Source organism: Bacteroides sp. An269, assembly GCF_002159755.1.
GTDB lineage: Bacteria > Bacteroidota > Bacteroidia > Bacteroidales > Bacteroidaceae > Phocaeicola > Phocaeicola intestinalis.
Map to the genome: position 1 here is coordinate 1 of NZ_NFJG01000015.1, position 21,585 is coordinate 21,585.

The following is a 21,585-nucleotide window of genomic DNA, read 5'->3' on the forward strand; positions in this document are numbered from 1 at the left end:
CTGACGAAGAACAGGAGCGAAAAGGGCCAAAAAATCGCCCAAAGCACACACGAAAACGGATACATCAAGCCAAGAAAAACTTTTTGGAGAAATTCAAAACAGCTTCTTACTTTGTACATTCATGTTTTGGAATCTTTTTGATGTTTGTTACCAGCCTGGCAACTGCTCCAGATTAGGATTATTGTTCACATCATCTGTCGGCATGGGAACCCATGCACGGACACTGTTGAAATTGGTATAATATTTATATGAACGCTTCTTCACCCTTTGCAAGAAAGAATCATCACGTGAGATTCCCCAACGGCGTAAGTCAATCACCCGTTCACATTCGAAAGCGGTTTCTTTCATGTCTTCGATATCGAGAACAGCCATGAAGTCTTCGAGTGTCCCTATCTGGCTGTTTTCGAACGCAGCATATCCATAATCGTCATTGAAATCAACCGTCGAATTGTCTGTATCGGGGTTGGTATAGACAGATTCTACCTTATAATCTTGACGTTCGCCCAAATTACACAATCCGGCACGGTTACGCACTTCATTCAATACATTAACGGCTTCCGTTATGTCACCAGTCTGCGCAAGACATTCTGCATAATCCAGCATGATTTCCCCAAGACGGAAAATACGGTTATTAGTGCCTTCACTATTGTCGCTATTCACTTCCTGATAATCTTCATATTGAGCTGTGTATTTATTGATGTAAACACGGTCTTCTACCCAGTCGGCATAACTAAAACCCGGCTCGTCGGTAGTGACAGTCCCTCCGCTGGTACTGGTTCCTTCGGTAGCTGTCCATGTTTGCCACTGCACATGTTCGGGAAAGTCAGTGAAAATATCTGCATAAAAAAGTGATGCCGGTATACGTTCGTCCCATTCGCTGTCATTAATCGGATACTTAGCCTTCTCATTCTTGAAAGCATAAAGCAGCCACACTTCCGAATTGTAATCGCTCCACCCGAGTGGCCCTGCCGAATAAAACTTCCACCGCCACATGCTTTGCGAAGGAACAGTATACTCATTGTTGGTATAGTCGTAATAATTTTCCCATCCGTAAGTTGAAGCTTCATTTTGTATTTCGAAGATAGATTCGCTCTGCCACCGATAACAACCGTTTCATCCAACAGCACATTATCGTCTTCCAGTTTTACATTAACAACGTGCCGTCCGGATACAGCGACTTTTTGCGTTACCATACCGACATAAGAAAAAACAAGTACTGCGTCCGAAGGTACATTATTGATTACATAATTTCCGTCAAGATCTGTAATCATCCCAGACTCTGTACCTTCTACTAAAACCGAAGCACCGATAACCGGAGCATCATCAGCATCAGTCACACGGCCTTTGACCGTTATGCCCTGTCCCCATAGATGGGAAGCCACTATCAAAAACGCCAGCAATAAACCTAGCTTTCCAAAAGGAACCCGATACAGCAAATTCCTGAAACATCTGTTTTTATCCACATCTGTTTTCATGATAAATTAAAGGTTAAATAAAACGTCAAAAAAGATTGCAATACTTGCCTATAGCCCCGAATCTCAACAAGCAGGCTATACGCGGTTTCTGCCAAGCATCCAATACACAGCCGGACACATTGGAAGAATTTCACCACTACGAAATTAGATTACTTCAAACACTCGGCAAAAAACTATCAGCTAACCAAAGGATTCTCTCAATAAAAACATCGTTCTATACGCTAAAATGTCTATAAACCCCGATAGCTTGCAAAATTGGCTGAACAGTCTGTGAAATCGTCCAATTCGCCGATTATTTTTGCTGCAACATATCTTTTCTTTTATCTTTGTTTCATGCAATATTAAAAAGACGACAAGACTATGACTACTTTACAAAAACAACAATTTTTCGAGCATACAATTTACGCAACAATTGCCATACTGATTTTTGCTACTCCTATCATCAATGCCTTGTTGATGGCATATCAGACTAATGGAAAAACCGAGATTACCCGTCCTGCCATTGATATGTGGATTATTACCAGTCCCTTTTTTTCCTCTTCTTAATAAATAACTATGTACTGATTCCGGAGATGCAAAGCCTTTCACAAACCATTCCTGCAACTGCAGAAACAGAGAACGCCGAAACTCTTTTTGTAAAGAGCGATTACAAGGTTGTACGCATCAACATAGACAGCATCAACTACATTGAAAGCATGAGCGAATACATTCGAATCTATACCGACGAACGCGAGAAACCCGTTACTACCCTCTATAGCCTGCAACGGCTGGAGGCTCGTTTACTCGCTCATTTCATGCGAGTACATCGCTCATATATCGTCAATATGCAGAAAATCAAAGAAATTTCCAGATTCCGAATCTGCTTTTCACCCAAAGCACTGATTCCCGTAGGCGAGAATTACAAAGAAAAATTTATGGAGTACATCCGCAAGCATGGCATCTTATGATTCACTAAAAAACAGTCATAGCTTTCATTGGATGGTTGGGAAGAAAAACGTATCTTTGTTACAATAAAAAAACGATTTCGCATGAATGGATATCTATATAAATGCCTGTCTCCACTGGGTGACATAACCCTTGCCAGCAACGGTGAAGCGCTGACCGGATTATGGTTCGACGGACAAAAATATTTTGACCCTGCACTGACAGCTACCTACGTTGAAAAGGAGCTTCCTGTGTTTGTTGAGACTCTTGAATGGCTGGAACGATATTTCAACAGAGAACTTCCGGGTGTACCGCCTGCCCTTCAACCGCAAGGTTCCCCTTTCCGGCAAGCTGTGTGGAATATACTAAAAGAAATTCCTTACGGACAAACCGTCACTTACAAAGACATCGCACAAAAACTCGCCCGCCAAAAAGGTGTCGAGCATTTTTCGGAACAAGCTGTAGGTGGAGCTATCGGACATAATCCCATCAGCATTCTTATTCCCTGCCATCGGGTTATAGGAAGCAACGGAAATTTGACTGGTTACGCAGGCGGACTTTGGCGAAAAGAAAAATTACTGGAATTGGAAAGGGAACATTTCCTTTCCCGCAATGCCTGAGCCTGTTTCAGAAAGTGTTTTGAATTTTCAAGTAAATATCTGAAGACAAAAAAAACCAACTAATTCACACTTTAAATGTGAATTAGTTGGTAAGAATCTAAGCTACTGATCAGATATTCAACGATTTCTTCACAGCTTCTACTTTTTCAAGAGCAGCGGCTGTTTCGCGGGCATAACACTTCGGACAGCCCATTTCGCCCTTCACCTCCACGTAGAACTTAATTTTCGGTTCAGTGCCCGACGGACGAACAGATACCTTCGTACCATCTGCCGTGAAGAACTGAAGCACATTTGAGGTCTCAGGCATTTCAATATCGGTCACATTGCCCTTGTTATCGGTAGCCTTCAGCGTCTTGTAGTCTTTAGTCAAGGTCACTTCTGATCCACCCAATTCTTTCGGCGGACAAGCACGGAAGTTGTCCATCATCGCCTTGATTTCATCGGCACCGCTCTTACCCGGTTTCACTACATTTACGGTTACTTCTTTCGAGAATCCATATTCCAGATAAACTTCCATCAGGATGTCGTACAAAGTCTTTCCCTGGTCTTTTGCCCAAGCACAGATTTCAGCCAGTAACGAGCAGGCAGATACCGCGTCTTTATCGCGTACGAAATCTTCAGCAAGGAAACCGTAACTTTCTTCACCGCCACCGATGTATTGCTCTTTGCCTTCACGCAAACGAATTTCACGGGCAATCCATTTGAAACCGGTATAGCAATCTATCATCTTGATGTTATTCTTTTCTGCCACTTTACGGATAACTTCGGTAGTCACAATGGTCTTCACGATAAACTCGTTGCCTTTCATTTTGCCCATTGCGATACGGTTCTTGATGATGTAATACAAGAATATCAGGCAGGTCTGGTTACCGTTAATCAATACCCATTCACCTTTATCGTCCTTGCAAGCCATGCCTACACGGTCTGCGTCCGGATCGGAAGCCATCACGATATCGGCATCAATGCTCTTGGCAAGGTTAATGGCCATAGTCAAAGCTTCTGCATTTTCCGGATTCGGAGATACGACTGTCGGGAAATCGCCGCTCTTCACCATCTGTTCAGGAACACAATGCACGTTTTCGAAGCCCCACAGCTTTAATGATTGTGGAATCAGCATCATACCGGTTCCGTGCAACGGCGTATAAACAATCTTCAGGTCTTTCTGACGCTTGATTACTTCAGGATCGATAGATATGCCATGCACCTTTTCCAAATAAATATCATCGATGTCTTTGCCAATAATTTGAATCAGTTCTTTGTTGCCCTGGAACTTGATATCGGTTACCTTTACCTTGTTTACTTCATCGATAATGCCTGTATCGTGTGGAGCAAGCACTTGTGCACCGTCTTCCCAATATGCCTTGTAGCCATTATATTCTTTCGGATTGTGCGAAGCCGTAATATTGATACCGCTCTGACAACCCAAATGACGGATAGCAAACGATACTTCCGGCGTAGGACGCATATCATCAAAAAGATATACCTTAATGCCGTTTGCCGAGAAGATATCAGCTGAAATTTCGGCAAACTTACGGCTATTGTTGCGGCAATCGTGCCCCACTACTACTGCAATGTCTTTTTTCCCGGCAAAGCATTTGTTCAGGTAATTGGCCATACCTTGTGTAGCAGCACCTACTGTATAGATGTTCATACGATTTGAACCCGCACCCATGATGCCGCGCAGACCACCCGTACCGAATTCTAAATCTTTATAGAACGCATCGATAAGTCCGGTTTTGTCTGTGTCTTCAAGAATCCGTTTTACTTCGGCCTGTGTTTCTGCATCATAAGCAGGAGTCAACCAGCTCTGAGCCTTTTCTGTACAAAGTTTGATTAATGCTTCGTTTTCCATGATGTTATAAATATTATTAAAGTTAGTAATATGCATAATACATTTTGTACCCCAAAAATAAAAGATTCATTCTACATATCCTAATTTTAGGACATTTTTTTTAAAGCCATTTTTAACCAATCAATAGACTGTTGAAAAATAACCAATCTCCAATTGACCAAAAATCCTCCTCAAACGAACATAAGTGATACGACTGACTCACTTATGTGAAACGCCCGGGTTACTTATGTGAAACGGGGCACTCACTTATGTTCATCAAAAGGCATGCTTGACATCCAAATATAAACCAAAACAATGTGGAATGAGGCATTTATTTGGAAAAAGTTCGCAACACATACACTTATAAGCCTAATTTTTTATTACTTTTGCGCACAATTCACCAACTTCTGTGCAATTTTTTAAGAAAAATGGAGAACAAAGAAAGCTTGATACAATTAATAGAAGAAAGCATCCGCCGGAACTGGGACCGCGATGCAATGACCGACTACAAAGGTGCTACCTTGCAATACCGGGACGTGGCACGGAAAATAGAAAAGATGCACATCCTTTTCGAGTTTGCCGGCATTAAACCCTGCGACAAGATTGCCCTATGTGGACGAAACAGTGCCAATTGGACTGCTGTATTCCTGAGTATCATTACTTACGGTGCTGTGGCAGTACCTATCCTACACGAATTCAAGGCAGACAACGTACACAATATTGTCAACCATTCCGATGCCCGGATGATGTTCGTAGGCGACCAGGTGTGGGAAAATTTCAATGAGGCTGCTATGCCCAGGCTGGAAGGCATCATCGAATTGAAGAACTTTGACCTGGTGGTATCGCGCTCAAAACAATTGACCTACGCACGCGAGCATCTGAACGAAGAGTTCGGCAAGCGCTATCCATGCCGATTCCGTGCCGAGCACGTGTCTTACCGGCGTGAAGATCCGGAAGAACTGGCTGTCATCAACTATACTTCGGGTACTACCGGATACTCGAAAGGTGTGATGCTTCCATACCGGTGTTTTTTGTCGAATATTCAGCACATCCATCGCAAAGTGGGGCTGCAAGCCGGTGACAACGTTGTATCCATGCTCCCTTTAGGACACATCTTCGGACTTACCTTCGATTTCTTGTATGGAGTAACTGTCGGTGTGCACCTGTGGTTTCTTACCCGTATGCCCTCACCTAAAATCATAGCCGAGTCGTTTGCAGAAATACGTCCGCGTGTCATCGCCTGTGTACCCCTTATCGTAGAGAAAATATTTAAAAAGAACATCCTGCCCAAAGTAGACAACAAACTGGGCAAGTTGCTTTTGAAACTTCCCATCATCAGTGACAAGATAAAAGAACAGATACGCAATCAGGCAATGGAGGTATTTGGCAACAACTTCATCGAAATCGTTGTAGGAGGAGCTCCTTTCAATGCCGAAGTAGAAGCTTTCCTGCGCAAAATAAACTTCCCCTATACCATCGCCTATGGTATGACCGAAGCGGCACCGCTTATCTGTCATAGCCGGTGGGACGAAATCGAATACACTTCGTGTGGCAGGACTGTCAGCAATATGGAAACGAAAGTGCTCTCACCCGACCCCGGACACATTCCCGGAGAACTGGTATGTCGGGGACGCAATGTAATGTCCGGGTATTTCAAAAATCCTGAAGCCACCGCACAAACCATCGATGCCGAAGGCTGGTTGCACACAGGTGACATGGCAATAAAGGATGCCGAAGGAAATATCTTTATCAAAGGAAGATGTAAAAACATGCTGCTTACCGCTTCAGGACAAAACATCTACCCTGAAGAAATCGAAGCACGACTCAACAACATGCCTTATGTGGGTGAATCGCTGGTGCTTCTCTCGGGCGATAAGCTTATTGCGCTGGTCTATCCCGACCACGAAGATACTTTCGCACATGGGCTAAGCGCCATCCAACTGGAACAGCTGATGGAAGTGAACCGCAGCGAACTGAACAAGCAACTCCCCGCCTATTGCCAGATAACCCGCATCCGCCTCTATCCCGAAGAGTTCGAGAAAACGGCAAAAAAGAGTATCAAGCGATTCCTTTACCAAAACATCGAAAACTAATAAATAATTGCTTTTTTGTCTGGAAGGACCTTACACATATTCCCGACGCCATCTGTGTGCCTCAGAATGCATAGACAGATGGCGCCGGATACATACAAATACTCTCTACTTCTTGAACACAAAGTATACTGCAAGGATCAGACAGACAAAAGCAGCAAAATGGTTCCATTTCAACTCCATCTTAAAAGCTATCATCGAAAACACGGTGAATACGGAAAGCGTTATTACTTCCTGTATCACTTTAAGCTGCATAATGTCGAACGGTCCGCCACTATCGCGAAATCCTAAGCGATTGGCAGGTACCTGCAGGCAGTATTCGAAAAAAGCGATTGCCCAACTAAAAGCTATAACACCTATCAGCGGTAAAGAAGCAAACCAACTGAACTCTTCGCGCATCTTCAGATGCCCATACCAGGCAAATGTCATGAAGATGTTCGAAAAAACCAACAATACAATCGAATAAATTCCTTGTGTAAACATTTTGAACAATTAATAATTAACAATTAATAATTAATATCCGCATTTGCCTGATTGCCGTAGGGGCGTATTGCATACGCCCGGATGCATCAACTTATCCACGTGAACGCTTTCGGGCGTATGCGATACGCCCCTACAGTGGCTGTTTGCGGATTCAATAAAAATATCTCTGTGTCTCCGTGCCTCTGTGTTCAGATTTCAATTATTACTCCGCGTCTTTGCGCCTCTGCGTTCGGCATAAACCGGAAGCAAATCCGCTTGAACATTCGTCATGCTGTTCCAAAGACTATAACGGGCTTCGGGGTTCATACGCTCCAGTGTACGCAACACTTCCTTCATATTGGTACGGTGTGAATCTTTCTCATAAGGACAATTCTTCAACTGCTTATGATATTCACGGATGCGTGCCAACTCCGACAACTCTGCTTCGTGTACCAGACACAACGGACGAATAATCGTCATGTCAAACTTGCGCATCACCAGCCGCGGAGGCATTGTACTGAAAGCTCCCTGAAATGTCATATTCATTAAAAGAGTTTCCAGAATATCGTCCTGATGATGTCCTAGGGCAATTTTATTACACCCCTGTTCTTTTGCTATTGTAAACAAAGCTTTCCGCCTGTTCCACGAACAAAGGAAACAAGGTGACTTGCGAGTATCGGTCGAGGGGTCGAACGAAGTTTCATAGCTCACGAAAGGCACACCCAATCCTTCGGAGAATGTACGGAGGTAGTCCGTATCCGACTCATAGGCAATATTAGACATCACTACATGCGCCGCGATTACTGAAAAGCGAGGTTTATAGATGCGAGACCGCTTGGCTAGCAATTCCAGCAGAGCAAGCGAATCTTTTCCACCCGAAAGTCCCACCAGTATCTTATCGCCTTCATCTATCAACCCATATTCCACTACTCCTTTATTAAACCTCCGGTTGATGGTATGTATCAGTTTTTCTTCTTTTCCCATGTTTTTTTCATTCTTTGTGAACACAGAGGCACGGAGACACAGAGGGATATTTTATTTTTGAATATCCGCATTTCACCCAATTGCCATGTAGGGGCGTATCGCATACGCCCGAATACGTCAACTAATCCACGTGGGTGTCTTCAGGGCGTATGCGATACGCCCCTACATGGGATGTTTGCGGATATTCAAATTATTTTATGGTAAAACCGCAAATAAAATCTCCGTGCCTCTGCGCCTCTGTGTTCAAATCCGGGCACAAAAGTACATCAATTTAGCGACTCTAAAAAAAGAAATGGAAAATATGCTTCGAATTTCAAAGAAAGTTTGTACTTTTGAGAAAACAACACGAAGAATACACATGAACAGAAAAAAACATATGCTTGCCGCCCTGCTCCTTGCCCTGACGTGCGGAGGGACGGTGCACGCCCAAACTTTGAACCAGGCAAAAGAATGGTTTAACGAAGGCAAGTTTGCCGAAGCCAAGCCTGTATTCGAGAAACTGGTGAAACGTGCCCCTTCGAATGCCAATTACAATTTTTGGTACGGGGCATGTTGCTTCGAAACCGGAGAATTGGCGGAATCACAACCCTATCTTGAGAAAAGTGCAGCCCGGAAAGTGATTAACGCCTACCTCTATTTAGGCAAACTCTACTATACCCAATATCGCTTTGATGACGCGGTAGAGAACCTGGAAGAGCACATCATGTGGCTGGAAAAGAAAAAACAAGATACAGAAGAAGCTGAACGGATACTCTCGAAATGCCGGTTAGCGGCGCGTATGCTACGTGGTACGGGACGGGTGACCGTAATAGATAGTTTTGTTGTGGATAAAACCTCGTTTCTTTCTGCCTATAAACTGAGCAAAGCTTCGGGAAACATTGAAATGACCGATAACGGAGAGGGTGCCATCTATACCAATGAATGGGGAGACAAGACCCTCTTTCCGCAAACCGACGAGGAAGGAAAATTCCACCTCTATTCACGCATGAAACTTATTGACCGCTGGAGTGCCCCTCAGCCCTTGCAAGGGATAAACAAAAGCGGATACAGTCAGAATTTCCCGTTCCTCGATTCGGACGGCATCACCCTTTATTATGCAGCAGAGGACGAAGAAAGCCTGGGTGGCTACGACATTTTCATCACACGCTACGACTCGGACGACAACACGTACCTGCGCCCCGATAACATCGGCATGCCGTTCAACTCGCCGGCGAATGACTATATGTATGCCATCGACGAAGTGAACCGCCTCGGCTGGTTTGCTTCCGACCGCTACCAGCCCGAAGGTAAGGTATGCGTCTACGTGTTCGTCCCTAACGAATCGAAAGAAGTGTACGACTTTGAGACCTCCGCCCCTGAGGACATCATTGCCCTTGCCAGCCTGAAGGAAATAAAGAGAACGCAGACTAGCGATAATGTGGTGCGGAATGCCAGACAACGCCTGGCACAAGTGACGTATGCCGAAGATACGAAAAAGAAGAGTGGTGACTTTCGCTTTGTAGTGGATGACAATGCAGTCTATCACCGGCTTTCCGACTTCGTTTCGGAAGAAGCGCGCGAACAATTCCGCTCTTACCTCCAAAAGGAAAAAGACCTGAATGAGCTTCAGGCCTCGCTCGAAAACCTGCGCACCGCATATCATGAAAGCAACCAGGCGGGGAAAGACCAGCTTGCCCCCGGCATCCTGGACAAAGAGCGGCGCGTGAAAGAGCTGCAGGATGAAATCGCGGAACTGGAAACGGCTATACGGAATACGGAACTGGAGAAAACGAAAAGAAGGTGACAAGAGAACCCGTCACCTTGCCAACTAAAAAAACGACACTTATGGAAATACTTATCATCATCGCGCTTATCGTGGCAGGACTGATACTCTTCCTTATCGAAGTGTTCCTCGTGCCGGGCATTACCATCGCGGGCATCGCGTCGGCGTGCAGCCTGCTTTATGCCATTTATTACGCATTTAGCGGCATGGGCATGCAGGCAGGCTTTATCACCCTAGGCTGTACCGCGGCAGGCATCATCGGCATCACCGTATGGGTAATGCGCTCGAAAACGGTAGACCGGCTTTCGCTGAAGAAAGAGCTTGACTTCCGCCCCGAGCCATTGAAAGGGCTCGACATCCGCGTGGGCGACCGCGGGACGTCTGCCACGCGCCTCACGCTGATTGGGAACGCGGAAATCAACGGGCATCTCATCGAGGTACAATCCGCCGACGGGTTCATCGATGAAGGCACTTCCATCGAAGTGACCCGTATCGGTAACAATACGGTTTATGTAAAACGTGCCGGAAACTGATTTTTATTCACCTTTTAATATCTATGATTATGATTATCCCTCCCCTCTACTTGCAGATTATTGCCGTGATTGGAATTGTCATCATTTTGGCGATATTCTTTCATTACGTTCCCTTCTTCCTTTGGCTTTCCGCCAAAGTATCGGGCGTACGTGTATCATTGGTACAGCTTTTCCTGATGCGCATCCGTAACGTGCCTCCCCATGTCATCGTGCCCGCCATGATAGAAGCCCACAAGGCGGGGCTGAACACCATCACCCGTGACGAGCTGGAAGCCCACTACATGGCAGGCGGACACGTGGAGAAAGTGGTGCACGCGCTGGTATCGGCATCGAAAGCCAACATCGAGCTTTCCTTCCAGATGGCAACGGGCATCGACCTTGCCGGACGTGACGTATTCGAGGCGGTACAGATGTCGGTCAACCCGAAGGTGATTGACACGCCTCCTGTGACCGCCGTGGCAAAAGACGGCATCCAGCTCATCGCCAAAGCCCGCGTAACGGTGCGCGCCAACATCCGCCAGCTGGTGGGAGGCGCAGGCGAAGATACCGTCTTGGCACGCGTAGGCGAAGGCATCGTATCGAGCATCGGCTCGTCCGAGAATCATAAGTCGGTACTGGAAAACCCCGACTCTATCTCGAAGCTCGTGCTCCGCAAAGGGCTGGACGCCGGTACCGCTTTTGAAATCCTCTCTATTGATATAGCCGACATCGATATAGGCCGTAACATCGGGGCTGCCCTCCAAATGGACCAGGCAAACGCCGACAAGAACATCGCCCAAGCCAAAGCGGAAGAACGGCGTGCCATGGCGGTCGCGCTGGAGCAAGAAATGAAAGCCAAGGCGGAAGAGGCCCGTGCCAACGTGATTCAGGCAGAAGCCGAAGTGCCCAAGGCCATGGCAGACGCTTTCCGGAGCGGGAACCTCGGCATCATGGACTATTACCGCATGAAGAACATACAGGCGGATACCGACATGCGGAACAGCATCGCCCAGCCCGACCAGCATCCCGCGGGAGGCGAGCCGATAGGAAAATAGAATCTCACATTCTCACCACAGATTACACAGATTTTCAATTGATAAATGGAACGCAGAAACGCAAAAACGCGAAAGAAAAATCTGTGTAATCTGCGGTAAAAAAACACGACTACTATGCAAACGAAAACTTACTTTCCCCCATCCGAACTTATCATCAACGAAGACGGTTCGGTGTTTCATCTTCATGTGCGTCCCGAACAGATTGCCGACAAGGTGATACTGGTGGGCGATGCCGGACGGGTGAACCTGGTCGCTTCGCACTTCGACACGAAAGAGTGCGACATCCAGAGCCGCGAGTTTCATACCATCACCGGAACATACCAAGGCAAGCGTATCACCGTGGTCTCTACGGGTATCGGATGCGACAACATCGACATCGTGCTCAACGAACTGGACGCACTTGCCAACATCGACTTCGGGACACGTGAAGAGAAAGACAGCTTGCGCCAACTGGAACTGGTACGTATCGGCACGTGCGGAGGGCTTCAACCCTATACGCCCGCAGGTACTTTCGTCTGCTCGGAAATCTCCATCGGCTTCGATGGGCTGCTCAACTTTTACGAGGGGCGGAATGCCGTAAGCGACCTTCCCCTGGAACGCGCCTTGCTAAACCACCTGGGATGGACAGGAAACCTCTGCTCCCCCACTCCATACGCCGTGCATGCCAATCACGAATTAGTGGAACGCATCGCAAGAAACGATATGGTAAGAGGAATCACCGTGGCATGCGGCGGATTTTTCGGCCCTCAAGGCAGACGCTTGCGCATCCCTCTTGCCGACCCGCACCAGAACGAGAAAATAGAGAGTTTTGAGTACAAAGGACAGCATATTACCAACTACGAAATGGAAAGTTCCGCCATAGCCGGCCTCTCCCTTTTGCTTGGGCACAAAGCCACAACGGTATGCATGGTCATAGCCAACCGGGTAAAGCAAGAAGCCAATACGGGTTACAAGAACCAAATAGACGACCTTATCCGTGTCGTGCTTGAACGGATTTGATTTTTTATCCTTAATTACAATGGAAGCTAATTTCAAACAAGACCACATTACAGACAAAGCGGAACGCTACAAAACGTTTCTCCGCCAGTTTGCCCCCCTTATCGAGGGTGAAACACATGAAATAAGCGTACTCGCCAATACCTGTGCCGCCCTGAAGGAAGCCTTCGGTTTCTTCTGGGTAGGATTTTACTTGGTAGAAAACGATGAACTCGTATTAGGGCCTTTCCAAGGAAGCGTGGCGTGCTATCGCATCAAGAAAGGACGGGGCGTGTGCGGAACCGCCTGGGAACGGATGCAGACATTGGTTGTGCCCGACGTGGAACAATTCCCCGGACACATTGCCTGCAGTTCGCTCTCGCGTTCGGAAATCGTAGTGCCTCTTATTGTCCAAGGCGAAGTAAAAGGCGTGCTCGACATCGATTCAGACCTTCCGGCGGCTTTCGATGAAACCGATAAGCTGTACCTTGAACAAGCGGTCCGGATACTTGCCGGCACCTTATATAATCATAGCAAACCATCCATATGAACCAACAAGATACCATTTGTGCCATAGCCACTGCCCAAGGAGGAGCGATAGGCATCGTTCGCGTGTCCGGTCCCGATGCCGTGACATTAACCGACCGTATTTTCACCCCCATAGGCTCAACCGTCCCTCTGACGGAGCGCAAGCCCTACACCCTTGCCTTCGGGCATATCAAAAACAGCAAAGGAGAAATTATCGACGAAGTGCTGGTCTCTGTCTTCCGTGCCCCCCATTCCTATACGGGCGAAGATGCCACCGAAATTTCGTGCCATGGCTCGGCGTATATCCTCCAGCAAGTGATGCATTTGCTCATCGGGCAAGGATGCCGTACGGCAATGCCCGGCGAATATACCCAGCGCGCCTTCCTGAATGGGAAAATGGATTTGAGCCAGGCGGAGGCAGTAGCAGACCTTATCGCCTCTACGTCTGAAGCTACCCATCGCCTGGCCATGAATCAGATGCGCGGAGGTTTCAGCCGAGAACTGGCAAAGCTGCGCAACCAGCTCCTTCACCTCACTTCGCTTATGGAGCTGGAGCTGGATTTCTCCGACCATGAGGAACTGGAATTTGCCGACCGTACAGAATTGCAGGCTCTTGCCGCACAGATAGAACAGCTCATCTCTCATTTGGCTAACTCTTTTCATGCGGGCAACGCAATCAAGAATGGCATTCCTGTAGCCATCATAGGCGAGACCAATGCCGGCAAGTCTACATTGCTTAATGCCTTGGTAAAAGAAGAACGCGCCATAGTAAGTGACATCCACGGCACCACGCGCGACATTATTGAAGATACGATAAGCTTAAACGGAATCACTTTCCGTTTCATCGATACTGCCGGCATCCGCCAGACCCAAGACACGATAGAAGCATTAGGCATTGAGCGCAGCTTCCAAGCCATTGGCCGGGCACAAATCGTAATTCTCGTATGTGACAAATCACAAGGAGAATCAGCATTTCAAGCATTCTACCGGCAAGTGGCCGGCCGCCTTGAAGGCAAACAAGTCATCGTAGCCCTTAACAAATGTGACTTAGCGGACACTCCCACCTTCCTCTCTCCACAAGGAACAGTCATCGAGATATCCGCCAAGAAAGGACAAAACATCATCGCCCTGCAAGAAAAGCTGGTGGAATTTGCCGCTCTTCCAGACATCCGGACCGGAGATGTCATCGTGACGAACGCCCGCCACTATGAAGCCCTCATCCATGCCCTTGCGGCTATCCGGCGCGTGCAAGAAGGATTGTCCACAAACCTCTCCGGCGATTTCATCTCGCAAGACTTGCGCGAATGCATCTTTCATCTGAGTGATATTGTAGGAGATGTAACGACAGATGAAGTGCTTGGAAGTATTTTTGAGCATTTTTGCATCGGCAAGTAACTATCTGATTATCAATGAGTTAAATTGATCATAATCGATTGATATGGCGCTCTTTACGGGGCGCCTTTTTTGTTGCTCTACTGTCAATATTAGTCATTTATAAGCTTTGTACATCATCTTTTTGTACCGTTTTTGTACCACGAAGCAAAATTCCGGCATTTTACGCTGGACAGATTGTGGAGTGAGTTTACACCATTTTACAGAATTTTACGGGATTATACAGATTATTGGGTGAAATAAAGCGAAATAAAATGAAAAGTAGAATTGAAATTAAAAGAATTTGTGCCTGGTGCGGTAAAGAATTTATTGCCTACAAAACGACGACAAATTGTTGTTCCCATAAGTGTGGAAACGCATTATATAAGAAACGTAAGCGTGATGCAGCAATAATTGCCAATAATAATTTAACTGAAAAAATTGTTACAGAAAAACCTATTGAGAAGATTAAAGACAAACCTTTTCTGACTATTACAGAAACTGCAATTTATCTTGGAGTAACAAGACCAACAATATATGGTTACCTTAAACGAGGCGATCTAAAAGCAACACGTATAGGAACTAAATTTCTTTTAAGCAAAGATGACATAAACAATATGTTTAATCATCCTGCAGATTTTAAGTTGCCACCTAAGGAAAAACAAGCAATCACAGAATTTTATACTACAGCTGAAATTATAGAAAAATTCAATGTTAGCGAATCATGGATATTTGTGATGGCTAAGAAAAATAAAATTCCCAAAACGTTCAATCGTGGTAAGACTTACTGGAGTAAAAAGCATATTGATACTTATTTTTCCTCAAAGGCTCCAGATGCAAATATAACAGAGTGGTACAGTGTACAAGAGGTACAGGACAAATTTCAAATGAGTCTTAATGCTATATACTCTTTTGTTTATAAAAATGCCATTCCGAAAAAGAAGGTTGGTATTACTGTATACTATTCAAAAAAGCACTTTGATATAGCAAAGGGAATACGTCAAGCCGAAGAACCCAAATACTATACAGTTCGAGAGGCTATGGAAAAATTCAAAATAACAAGAGACCAGCTATACCATTATACCAAGTATCATCAAATTCCCAAGATTAAGAAGGGAAAGTATACTCTTATATCCAAACCTGAGCTCGATAATTTGTTCGAAGATCCTATCATTGAATAATCCTGGTATAAGTTATTTTCCGGTGTGAGTATTCACCAAGAAAACACCAGTTTAATTTGTACCGATAATAATAATTTATCAACCAAAAACATTAATCTTATGGCACTTACATGTACTAACGTAACATTGAGACAAAGAGTTATCAGTAACGGCAGAATTTCTCTCTACCTGGACTATTATCCGGCTATTCGCAATCCGTACACAATGAAAATGAGTCGCAGGGAATATCTTGGCATTTATATCTATGCCCGTCCTAAAAATGAGATTGAACGTGATTTCAACAATGAAATGCTGAGTAAGGCTGAAGCCATTCGTTGTATCAGAGTACAGGCAATCGTCAATGAAGAATTTGGATTTCTTGACAAGCACAAAATGAAAGCTGACTTCCTTGCCTATTTTCGTGAAAAAGCAAAACTGAAGTATCACAAATGGGACTGCGTTTACCAGCATTTTGAAAAGTTTGTAAACGGCTATTGCACTTTCGGTGATGTTACGGTGGAGCTTTGCCAGAAGTTTAGGCAGTATCTACTGAACTGTAAACAGATCCGTCATCCTAATATCAATGTTTCTAGGAATTCGGCAGCTGGCTATTTTTCGACTTTCCGTGCATTACTGAAAATAGCTTATCAAGAGAAGATGCTACGTGAAAATCTGAATGACTTCATAGACAAGATTGAATGGAAAGAAGTCAAAAAGCAGTATCTCACATTAGCAGAAGTTAAGAAACTGGCCGCTACACCATGCAAGATTCCTGTACTGAAACAAGCTTCATTATTCTCCTGTATGACCGGTCTTCGTATCAGCGATATTTTACAGCTTACATGGGATAATATTGAAGTCGGTCCTGACAATGGTTATTACATCAGAATTTGTACGGAAAAGACAGAAACTGAAGCCACTCTCCCCATTAGTAACGAAGCATTGGAACTATGTGGTATCCCTGGTTCAGGCCGCGTATTCAAAGGACTGACCAGAGCTATGACGAATCAGCCTCTCAAGCAATGGATTTCGGAAGCCGGAATCAAAAAACACATAACCTTCCACTGTTTCCGTCATTCGTACGCCGTCATACAAATCTCTTTAGGCACAGATATTTATACAGTATCGAAAATGCTTACTCACAAAAATGTTTCGACCACACAGATTTATGCTGATTTGGTCAATTCGAAAAAACGAGAGACAGCGAATAAGATTTCGTTGAAATAATATAACTCTTATCTTATCTATAACAGGTTATATCTGATAAATCTATCGGATATGACCTGTTTTTATGTTTGCTTTATCTGACAGAATCGCTATCTTTGAAGAAAATTGAGTCTTTAAATGAATAACTACAGCTATGATAAAAATATATGGAATGGAAACTTGTCCGGATTGTACGTATGTAGAAGAACAAGTAAAAGGTAATAACCAATATGAGGTCATCGATATTGGTCAACACGTAAGAGATTTGAAAGCATTCTTGAGATTACGGGATCATCATCCAGCCTTTAATGAAGCCAAAATTGTTGGAGCCGTTGGAATTCCTTGCTTTGTATTGGAAGACGGTACAGTTACTTTGAATCCAGAAGATGCCGGATTACGTTCACGTCCTATTAATGAAGGAGCAACATGTAATATTGACGGAAGCGGTTGTTGATTATGGCACAGAAAATTCTTTTCCTTCATGGTTTCTTTGCATCAGGTACATGTATCCCAGCTCTTGCCTTGAAAGAATATTTCAGCGGTAAGGCAACAGTCTTGAGTCCAGACTTACCCCTGCATCCACAGGAAGCTATCGACTTTATCCAAAGATTGTGCAACCAAGAACAACCTGATATATTGGTAGGAAACAGTAATGGCTCGTTTTTGGCACAGATAGTAGCATCTAAAAACAATATCCCTGCTTTACTCGGAAATCCTCATTTCGAAATGACACGCTTCCTGATGGAACGTATTGGTCCGCATGAATACAAATCACCACGAGCTAACGGAAATCAGCAGCTTGTCATTAACCAAACATTGATTGATGAATTCGCAGTACTTCAACAGCATCAATGGGATAATTGTCAGGTAGCTAACCAAGAAAATATATGGGGAATATTTGGTGAGAATGACCATCTAGCACACTATGAGCCTTTATTTTTAATGCATTATAAATATTCATACCACTTTCCTGGCGGTCATACTCCAACAGCTGAAGAAGTACAAAAATATTATGCGCCATTAGCGGAACAATTATTGGAATTATAACGTAACTTATCATATAATATAGAAAGGATACCACTTTTGTTTATTATATGATAAGTTATAAATTCAAGTCTTATATTCAATCCCATAAATTAATCCGCCCCTATTCCATCTGAACACTTCTTACTTTCCCAATAATAATCAAACTATTTATGACAATTAGTGACGTTTGTTGAAGTCTGATGTCACTCTTGTCATTTTCTGATAATACATAATCAATAAACATTACCTTTGCTCACGAACAGTTAAACATACGGCTTATGTATTTGAAGAAATTTGAATATTTTATTTTAGATTCTAGTGTAGCTGGAACATTACTTCTTATGGCACTTGCTATACGCATTGAAGCAATCAATGCAGGCTTTGATCAGTTCAGCTCAAATATTATTTTTATATCGGTCTTTATAATATCTACAGGATTATATATATCAATGCAAATTGCATTATACGAGATAATTATATATTTATGTCATCATAGCAATTTTTTGTCCATCCATGAACATCTTAATGATTCTGTGATTGCACCAGAACAAGCATTTATGGAATATGAAAAACTCCGTTCGAATACTATTACAGAACAGAAACGTACGAACGATAAAAAGCTAGAGTTAGTACATACGTACATTCATCAAACAATGGCTGCCTATACAAGCCAAGAAAATCTGCAGCGCCTCTGTGCTTATATTTCAGATTTCTTTCAGGATAAAACTGCTATCGATATTATTCCTATAAAAGTAGATCCAAAATTGAAAGCTATAGATGTTATGCATTTGGGTTGGAACATAGGTAAAGCATTAGGTAAACGACGTTCATATACAGCAGAATTCATTAAAAAAGTATTTGCTGATACCATGAAAGAAAATGAAATCAACACGATAATCAAAAAAATGTCTCACTCAGAAACAGAATGCCTGATTAAATTAAATCCACATATAATTCAATAAATCAGACTTTATATTCATAAATACTGCATCAACAAGTATTAATCCTCAAAAGCAAAAACAGATAGTATGACAAAAGAACCTATCACATTCGACAAGCTTCCGCAGGCTGTAAGCTATTTAACAGAACAAGTAGAGAAAATTTACCAATTAGTTGAAACCCTACAACCACAGAAACTTGATCATCAGCATCAACTAATTGACATAGATAAGGCTAGCATACTTATCCAAAAATCAAAACCGACAATCTATAGACTTGCTCGTACAGGTCTCATCCCAACCTATAAACGTGGTAAAAAATTATATTTCTATGAGGACGAACTCCTTAAATGGATAGAGGCTGGCAAAAAACAAAGCCAACCTCTATCCTATCAGGAACAATCCGCACAAATACTTCGTGGGATGAAACGTAAACCTAGAAATGGAGTTAATATATAAATCTATTAAAAAACAGTAAACATAGAACAATTAATAATATTCCATATGGAAATAGTTTTAAAATAGTAATCAAATATTCAAACGAACTTAATTTGTGTAATATGATATAAAATATTATATTTGTACCGCTATTGTAGTTCAATTAGTAGAACACCTGCATTTGTTTGCAGGAGATGGGGGTGCAAGGCCCCTCTTTATTTTTTCATATCGTTAGGCTGTTCTTGAGCACCAAATTTTCTTTTCATAGAATAGCCATCACATATTTCAAAGTTTTCATTGACCCATGATACAAAATTTAAATTAAGTCCCCTTCTATAAAATAATTCCTGCCCAGAAAAAAAACGAGATTTTTCAAATATAACACCAAAATCTTTTCCTGTCTTATTATTAAACAATCCGACTAATTGAGGAGCACCTCCACACGTTACAATACTAGATTTAGAAGTAGACAACCAATGACAAAAACTTTGAAATATTAATCTAGAGGTTTGGACAGAATTACTTTTTCTTATATATTCTTCATACACTTCTAAATATGAATTAGTTCCACTTCCTAATATAAAAACTTTATCAGATTTATTTGGCAATTTATAAAATTTTGAGATCCATCCATTTTTTCTGTCCCAATGAAAATTAGATGCTAAAAACTCATATCTATTAATACGTGTGATATGTACAAAATCAATAGTCCCATTAACTTGTCTTAATGGATAATTCCTAAATGAATTCTGAATCTCACTTAAAATTATTGTAGCTTTTTCTTCATTAGTTTCGGTTCCCAAAAATAACAACTTATTTCTATCTTTATCTGCAATTTTATGTAAAGTTATGATAGGGAATAGTACATCACCACAATATGCTATTAGATCTGGCGAATTTTTAAGAGCTAAAATCTTCTTTCCACAATCATATTTTTGCTGAGAATCCCAAGTCAATCTACTATCAGAAGCAATATAAAAACTATCTACCTTTTTATTATCAATCCCAACCCAACCAACTAAAAGTGTCATAAATTAAAGCCTAATATAAAATTTGAACTTACTGTTACAAACATAAAAATACATTATATAAAAATGCAAGAGTTCCTTCTCCAACATCATAATATAATAACTATTATTGCCAAACTTTAAAGCTTCCATTCATAAAAAGACATTTCATAATATTCATTTCTTATTGAACAAACCTTTTATCTTTTCAATGGTAGTATACCTAGCCCCAGTTCCTTTATATAGGGTGATGAATATAGGCCAATTTTTTAGAATATGTGTACGTATTTGTTTTGCAATTTCCATGGTTGGTGTGCAAATAACAATTATACAATCAGAGAGTACGTAAGTATAGAGACCATCCAATAATGCAACTTTACCAGGATTTGGATTACATACTCTAGGAATAACAACTCCATATCCATTAACAGTTTGTTTTCCTTCAGGAAGTACACGCCGTAATTTTACAAGTTTCCCATTTTGAATATTAGTTGTATGTATTAAACGTAATGCCTTATTTGAATTACTATATGAAATATTTTGCATACGAAAACAACCACGTACTATATCATTAACAATAAAATGAGAAAAATCTGTTATAACACTTTTCTTAACTATTTCTTTCTTCTGGTGACCAATATAAACCAAAGCTATATTAGGAGAACAGCTATTACCAAAGTTAACGCGATCTGGTTCTTCCAATATACAAGCATTGTATCGAGACTGAAGGCATTGCCATGCCCTTCTGTCTTTTTGGGAATAAACACAACTTATAGGAAGAATGGCATACATACCACCTGTTGCTGAGAGATACTTAATAGCCCTCATTACAAACATCATAGCAGTACTAACTTTATAACTTTCTCCCTGAAATTCAATATGTTCAACTATACTCCCTTTACACGTAAAGGGAGGATTAAACATTATCAAATCAAAACAAATATCTCTTAAAAATGGCAATTTATCTATCGAAGCATCATTACGGAAATCACACACACCAAGTGTCCAATCAACATTTTCTTTAGCGATTTTATCTATAGCATCTTTTGAAATATCCGTACCATAAAGTTGTATGTTAGTAAATTTATTTCGTACAGCTTTCAATAAATCACCATCACCAACACAAAAATCCACAACATTTTTCACATCCTTTTCAGTTACGTAGCTTACTAATCTTTCCGCTAAAGGCATTGGTGTATAAAATGAATCAGGCCCCTTCAT

General features: G+C 42.6%; 22 protein-coding genes. 16 read left to right on the plus strand and 6 right to left on the minus strand.

Annotated features, from left to right (window positions below):
* Positions 1–147: 147 nt before the first annotated feature.
* Entirely contained in the window at positions 148–1,083 is a 936-nt protein-coding gene (locus tag B5F71_RS04885) for a RagB/SusD family nutrient uptake outer membrane protein (protein WP_087208135.1), read from the minus strand.
* A gap of 752 nt (positions 1,084–1,835) precedes the next feature.
* Here B5F71_RS04885 and B5F71_RS04895 point away from each other — a divergent pair.
* From B5F71_RS04895 to B5F71_RS04905, 3 genes are all read left to right on the plus strand, one after another.
* The gene (locus tag B5F71_RS04895; protein ID WP_087208140.1) at positions 1,836–2,021 is read left to right on the plus strand and encodes a hypothetical protein; all 186 of its coding nucleotides are present in this window, start codon (positions 1,836–1,838) and stop codon (positions 2,019–2,021) included.
* Positions 2,022–2,047: 26 nt separating this feature from the next.
* The gene (locus tag B5F71_RS04900; RefSeq protein ID WP_087208142.1) at positions 2,048–2,422 is read left to right on the plus strand and encodes a LytTR family DNA-binding domain-containing protein; all 375 of its coding nucleotides are present in this window, start codon (positions 2,048–2,050) and stop codon (positions 2,420–2,422) included.
* Between the two features lie 81 nt (positions 2,423–2,503).
* Complete coding sequence (locus B5F71_RS04905; RefSeq protein WP_087208144.1) at positions 2,504–3,019, plus strand: methylated-DNA--[protein]-cysteine S-methyltransferase; 516 nt, start codon at positions 2,504–2,506, stop codon at positions 3,017–3,019.
* Between the two features lie 109 nt (positions 3,020–3,128).
* On the opposite strand, the gene B5F71_RS04910 is transcribed toward B5F71_RS04905, so the two are convergent.
* Positions 3,129–4,871 (minus strand): phospho-sugar mutase, encoded by a 1,743-nt coding sequence (locus tag B5F71_RS04910; protein ID WP_087208221.1) that lies wholly within the window; start codon positions 4,869–4,871, stop codon positions 3,129–3,131.
* A gap of 407 nt (positions 4,872–5,278) precedes the next feature.
* Between B5F71_RS04910 and B5F71_RS04915 the strand changes: the two genes are divergently transcribed.
* Positions 5,279–6,943 (plus strand): AMP-binding protein, encoded by a 1,665-nt coding sequence (locus tag B5F71_RS04915; protein ID WP_087208146.1) that lies wholly within the window; start codon positions 5,279–5,281, stop codon positions 6,941–6,943.
* Between the two features lie 105 nt (positions 6,944–7,048).
* Here B5F71_RS04915 and B5F71_RS04920 read toward each other — a convergent pair whose 3' ends face one another.
* The gene (locus tag B5F71_RS04920) at positions 7,049–7,423 is read right to left on the minus strand and encodes a DMT family protein (protein ID WP_022040898.1); all 375 of its coding nucleotides are present in this window, start codon (positions 7,421–7,423) and stop codon (positions 7,049–7,051) included.
* 195 nt (positions 7,424–7,618) lie between these two features.
* Positions 7,619–8,386, minus strand: coding sequence for an ATP-binding protein (locus B5F71_RS04925; RefSeq protein ID WP_087208148.1), 768 nt, complete (start codon positions 8,384–8,386; stop codon positions 7,619–7,621).
* Positions 8,387–8,744: 358 nt separating this feature from the next.
* On the opposite strand from B5F71_RS04925, the gene B5F71_RS04930 reads away from it, so the two are divergent.
* The 12 genes from B5F71_RS04930 (at position 8,745) to B5F71_RS04985 (ending at position 19,378) form a co-directional block, all read left to right on the plus strand.
* Complete coding sequence (locus B5F71_RS04930) at positions 8,745–10,169, plus strand: tetratricopeptide repeat protein (protein WP_087208150.1); 1,425 nt, start codon at positions 8,745–8,747, stop codon at positions 10,167–10,169.
* Positions 10,170–10,210: 41 nt separating this feature from the next.
* A complete protein-coding gene (locus B5F71_RS04935) occupies positions 10,211–10,681 on the plus strand; it encodes an NfeD family protein (protein ID WP_013616589.1) in 471 nt (156 codons plus the stop codon).
* A gap of 29 nt (positions 10,682–10,710) precedes the next feature.
* Positions 10,711–11,715 carry a flotillin-like protein FloA gene (gene floA / locus B5F71_RS04940; RefSeq protein ID WP_087208222.1) on the plus strand — a complete coding sequence of 335 codons (1,005 nt, stop codon included), beginning with the start codon at positions 10,711–10,713 and terminating at the stop codon, positions 11,713–11,715.
* 114 nt (positions 11,716–11,829) lie between these two features.
* On the plus strand, positions 11,830–12,714 hold the full coding sequence (locus tag B5F71_RS04945; protein WP_087208152.1) for a nucleoside phosphorylase: 885 nt from the start codon (positions 11,830–11,832) through the stop codon (positions 12,712–12,714).
* 19 nt (positions 12,715–12,733) lie between these two features.
* Complete coding sequence (locus tag B5F71_RS04950) at positions 12,734–13,240, plus strand: GAF domain-containing protein (protein WP_087208154.1); 507 nt, start codon at positions 12,734–12,736, stop codon at positions 13,238–13,240.
* Positions 13,237–14,613, plus strand: coding sequence for a tRNA uridine-5-carboxymethylaminomethyl(34) synthesis GTPase MnmE (mnmE, locus tag B5F71_RS04955; protein WP_087208156.1), 1,377 nt, complete (start codon positions 13,237–13,239; stop codon positions 14,611–14,613). Before B5F71_RS04950 ends, mnmE begins: the two co-directional genes overlap by 4 nt.
* A 251-nt stretch (positions 14,614–14,864) precedes the next feature.
* Positions 14,865–15,770, plus strand: coding sequence for a helix-turn-helix domain-containing protein (locus tag B5F71_RS04960; protein WP_087208157.1), 906 nt, complete (start codon positions 14,865–14,867; stop codon positions 15,768–15,770).
* Positions 15,771–15,869: 99 nt separating this feature from the next.
* Complete coding sequence (locus B5F71_RS04965) at positions 15,870–16,976, plus strand: site-specific integrase (RefSeq protein ID WP_087208160.1); 1,107 nt, start codon at positions 15,870–15,872, stop codon at positions 16,974–16,976.
* A 133-nt stretch (positions 16,977–17,109) separates the two neighbouring features.
* Entirely contained in the window at positions 17,110–17,409 is a 300-nt protein-coding gene (locus B5F71_RS04970) for a glutaredoxin-related protein (RefSeq protein WP_087208162.1), read from the plus strand.
* A 2-nt stretch (positions 17,410–17,411) separates the two neighbouring features.
* Positions 17,412–18,002: a YqiA/YcfP family alpha/beta fold hydrolase gene (locus B5F71_RS04975; RefSeq protein ID WP_087208164.1), complete on the plus strand. Its 591-nt coding sequence runs from the start codon at positions 17,412–17,414 to the stop codon at positions 18,000–18,002.
* A 257-nt stretch (positions 18,003–18,259) separates the two neighbouring features.
* A complete protein-coding gene (locus B5F71_RS04980) occupies positions 18,260–18,943 on the plus strand; it encodes a hypothetical protein (RefSeq protein WP_087208166.1) in 684 nt (227 codons plus the stop codon).
* Between the two features lie 66 nt (positions 18,944–19,009).
* Complete coding sequence (locus B5F71_RS04985; RefSeq protein ID WP_087208168.1) at positions 19,010–19,378, plus strand: helix-turn-helix domain-containing protein; 369 nt, start codon at positions 19,010–19,012, stop codon at positions 19,376–19,378.
* A 194-nt stretch (positions 19,379–19,572) separates the two neighbouring features.
* Here B5F71_RS04985 and B5F71_RS04990 read toward each other — a convergent pair whose 3' ends face one another.
* Together B5F71_RS04990 and B5F71_RS04995 are read right to left on the minus strand one after the other, a co-directional pair.
* Complete coding sequence (locus tag B5F71_RS04990) at positions 19,573–20,388, minus strand: hypothetical protein (RefSeq protein ID WP_087208170.1); 816 nt, start codon at positions 20,386–20,388, stop codon at positions 19,573–19,575.
* A gap of 153 nt (positions 20,389–20,541) precedes the next feature.
* Positions 20,542–21,585 carry an N-6 DNA methylase gene (locus B5F71_RS04995; protein WP_087208172.1) on the minus strand — a complete coding sequence of 348 codons (1,044 nt, stop codon included), beginning with the start codon at positions 21,583–21,585 and terminating at the stop codon, positions 20,542–20,544.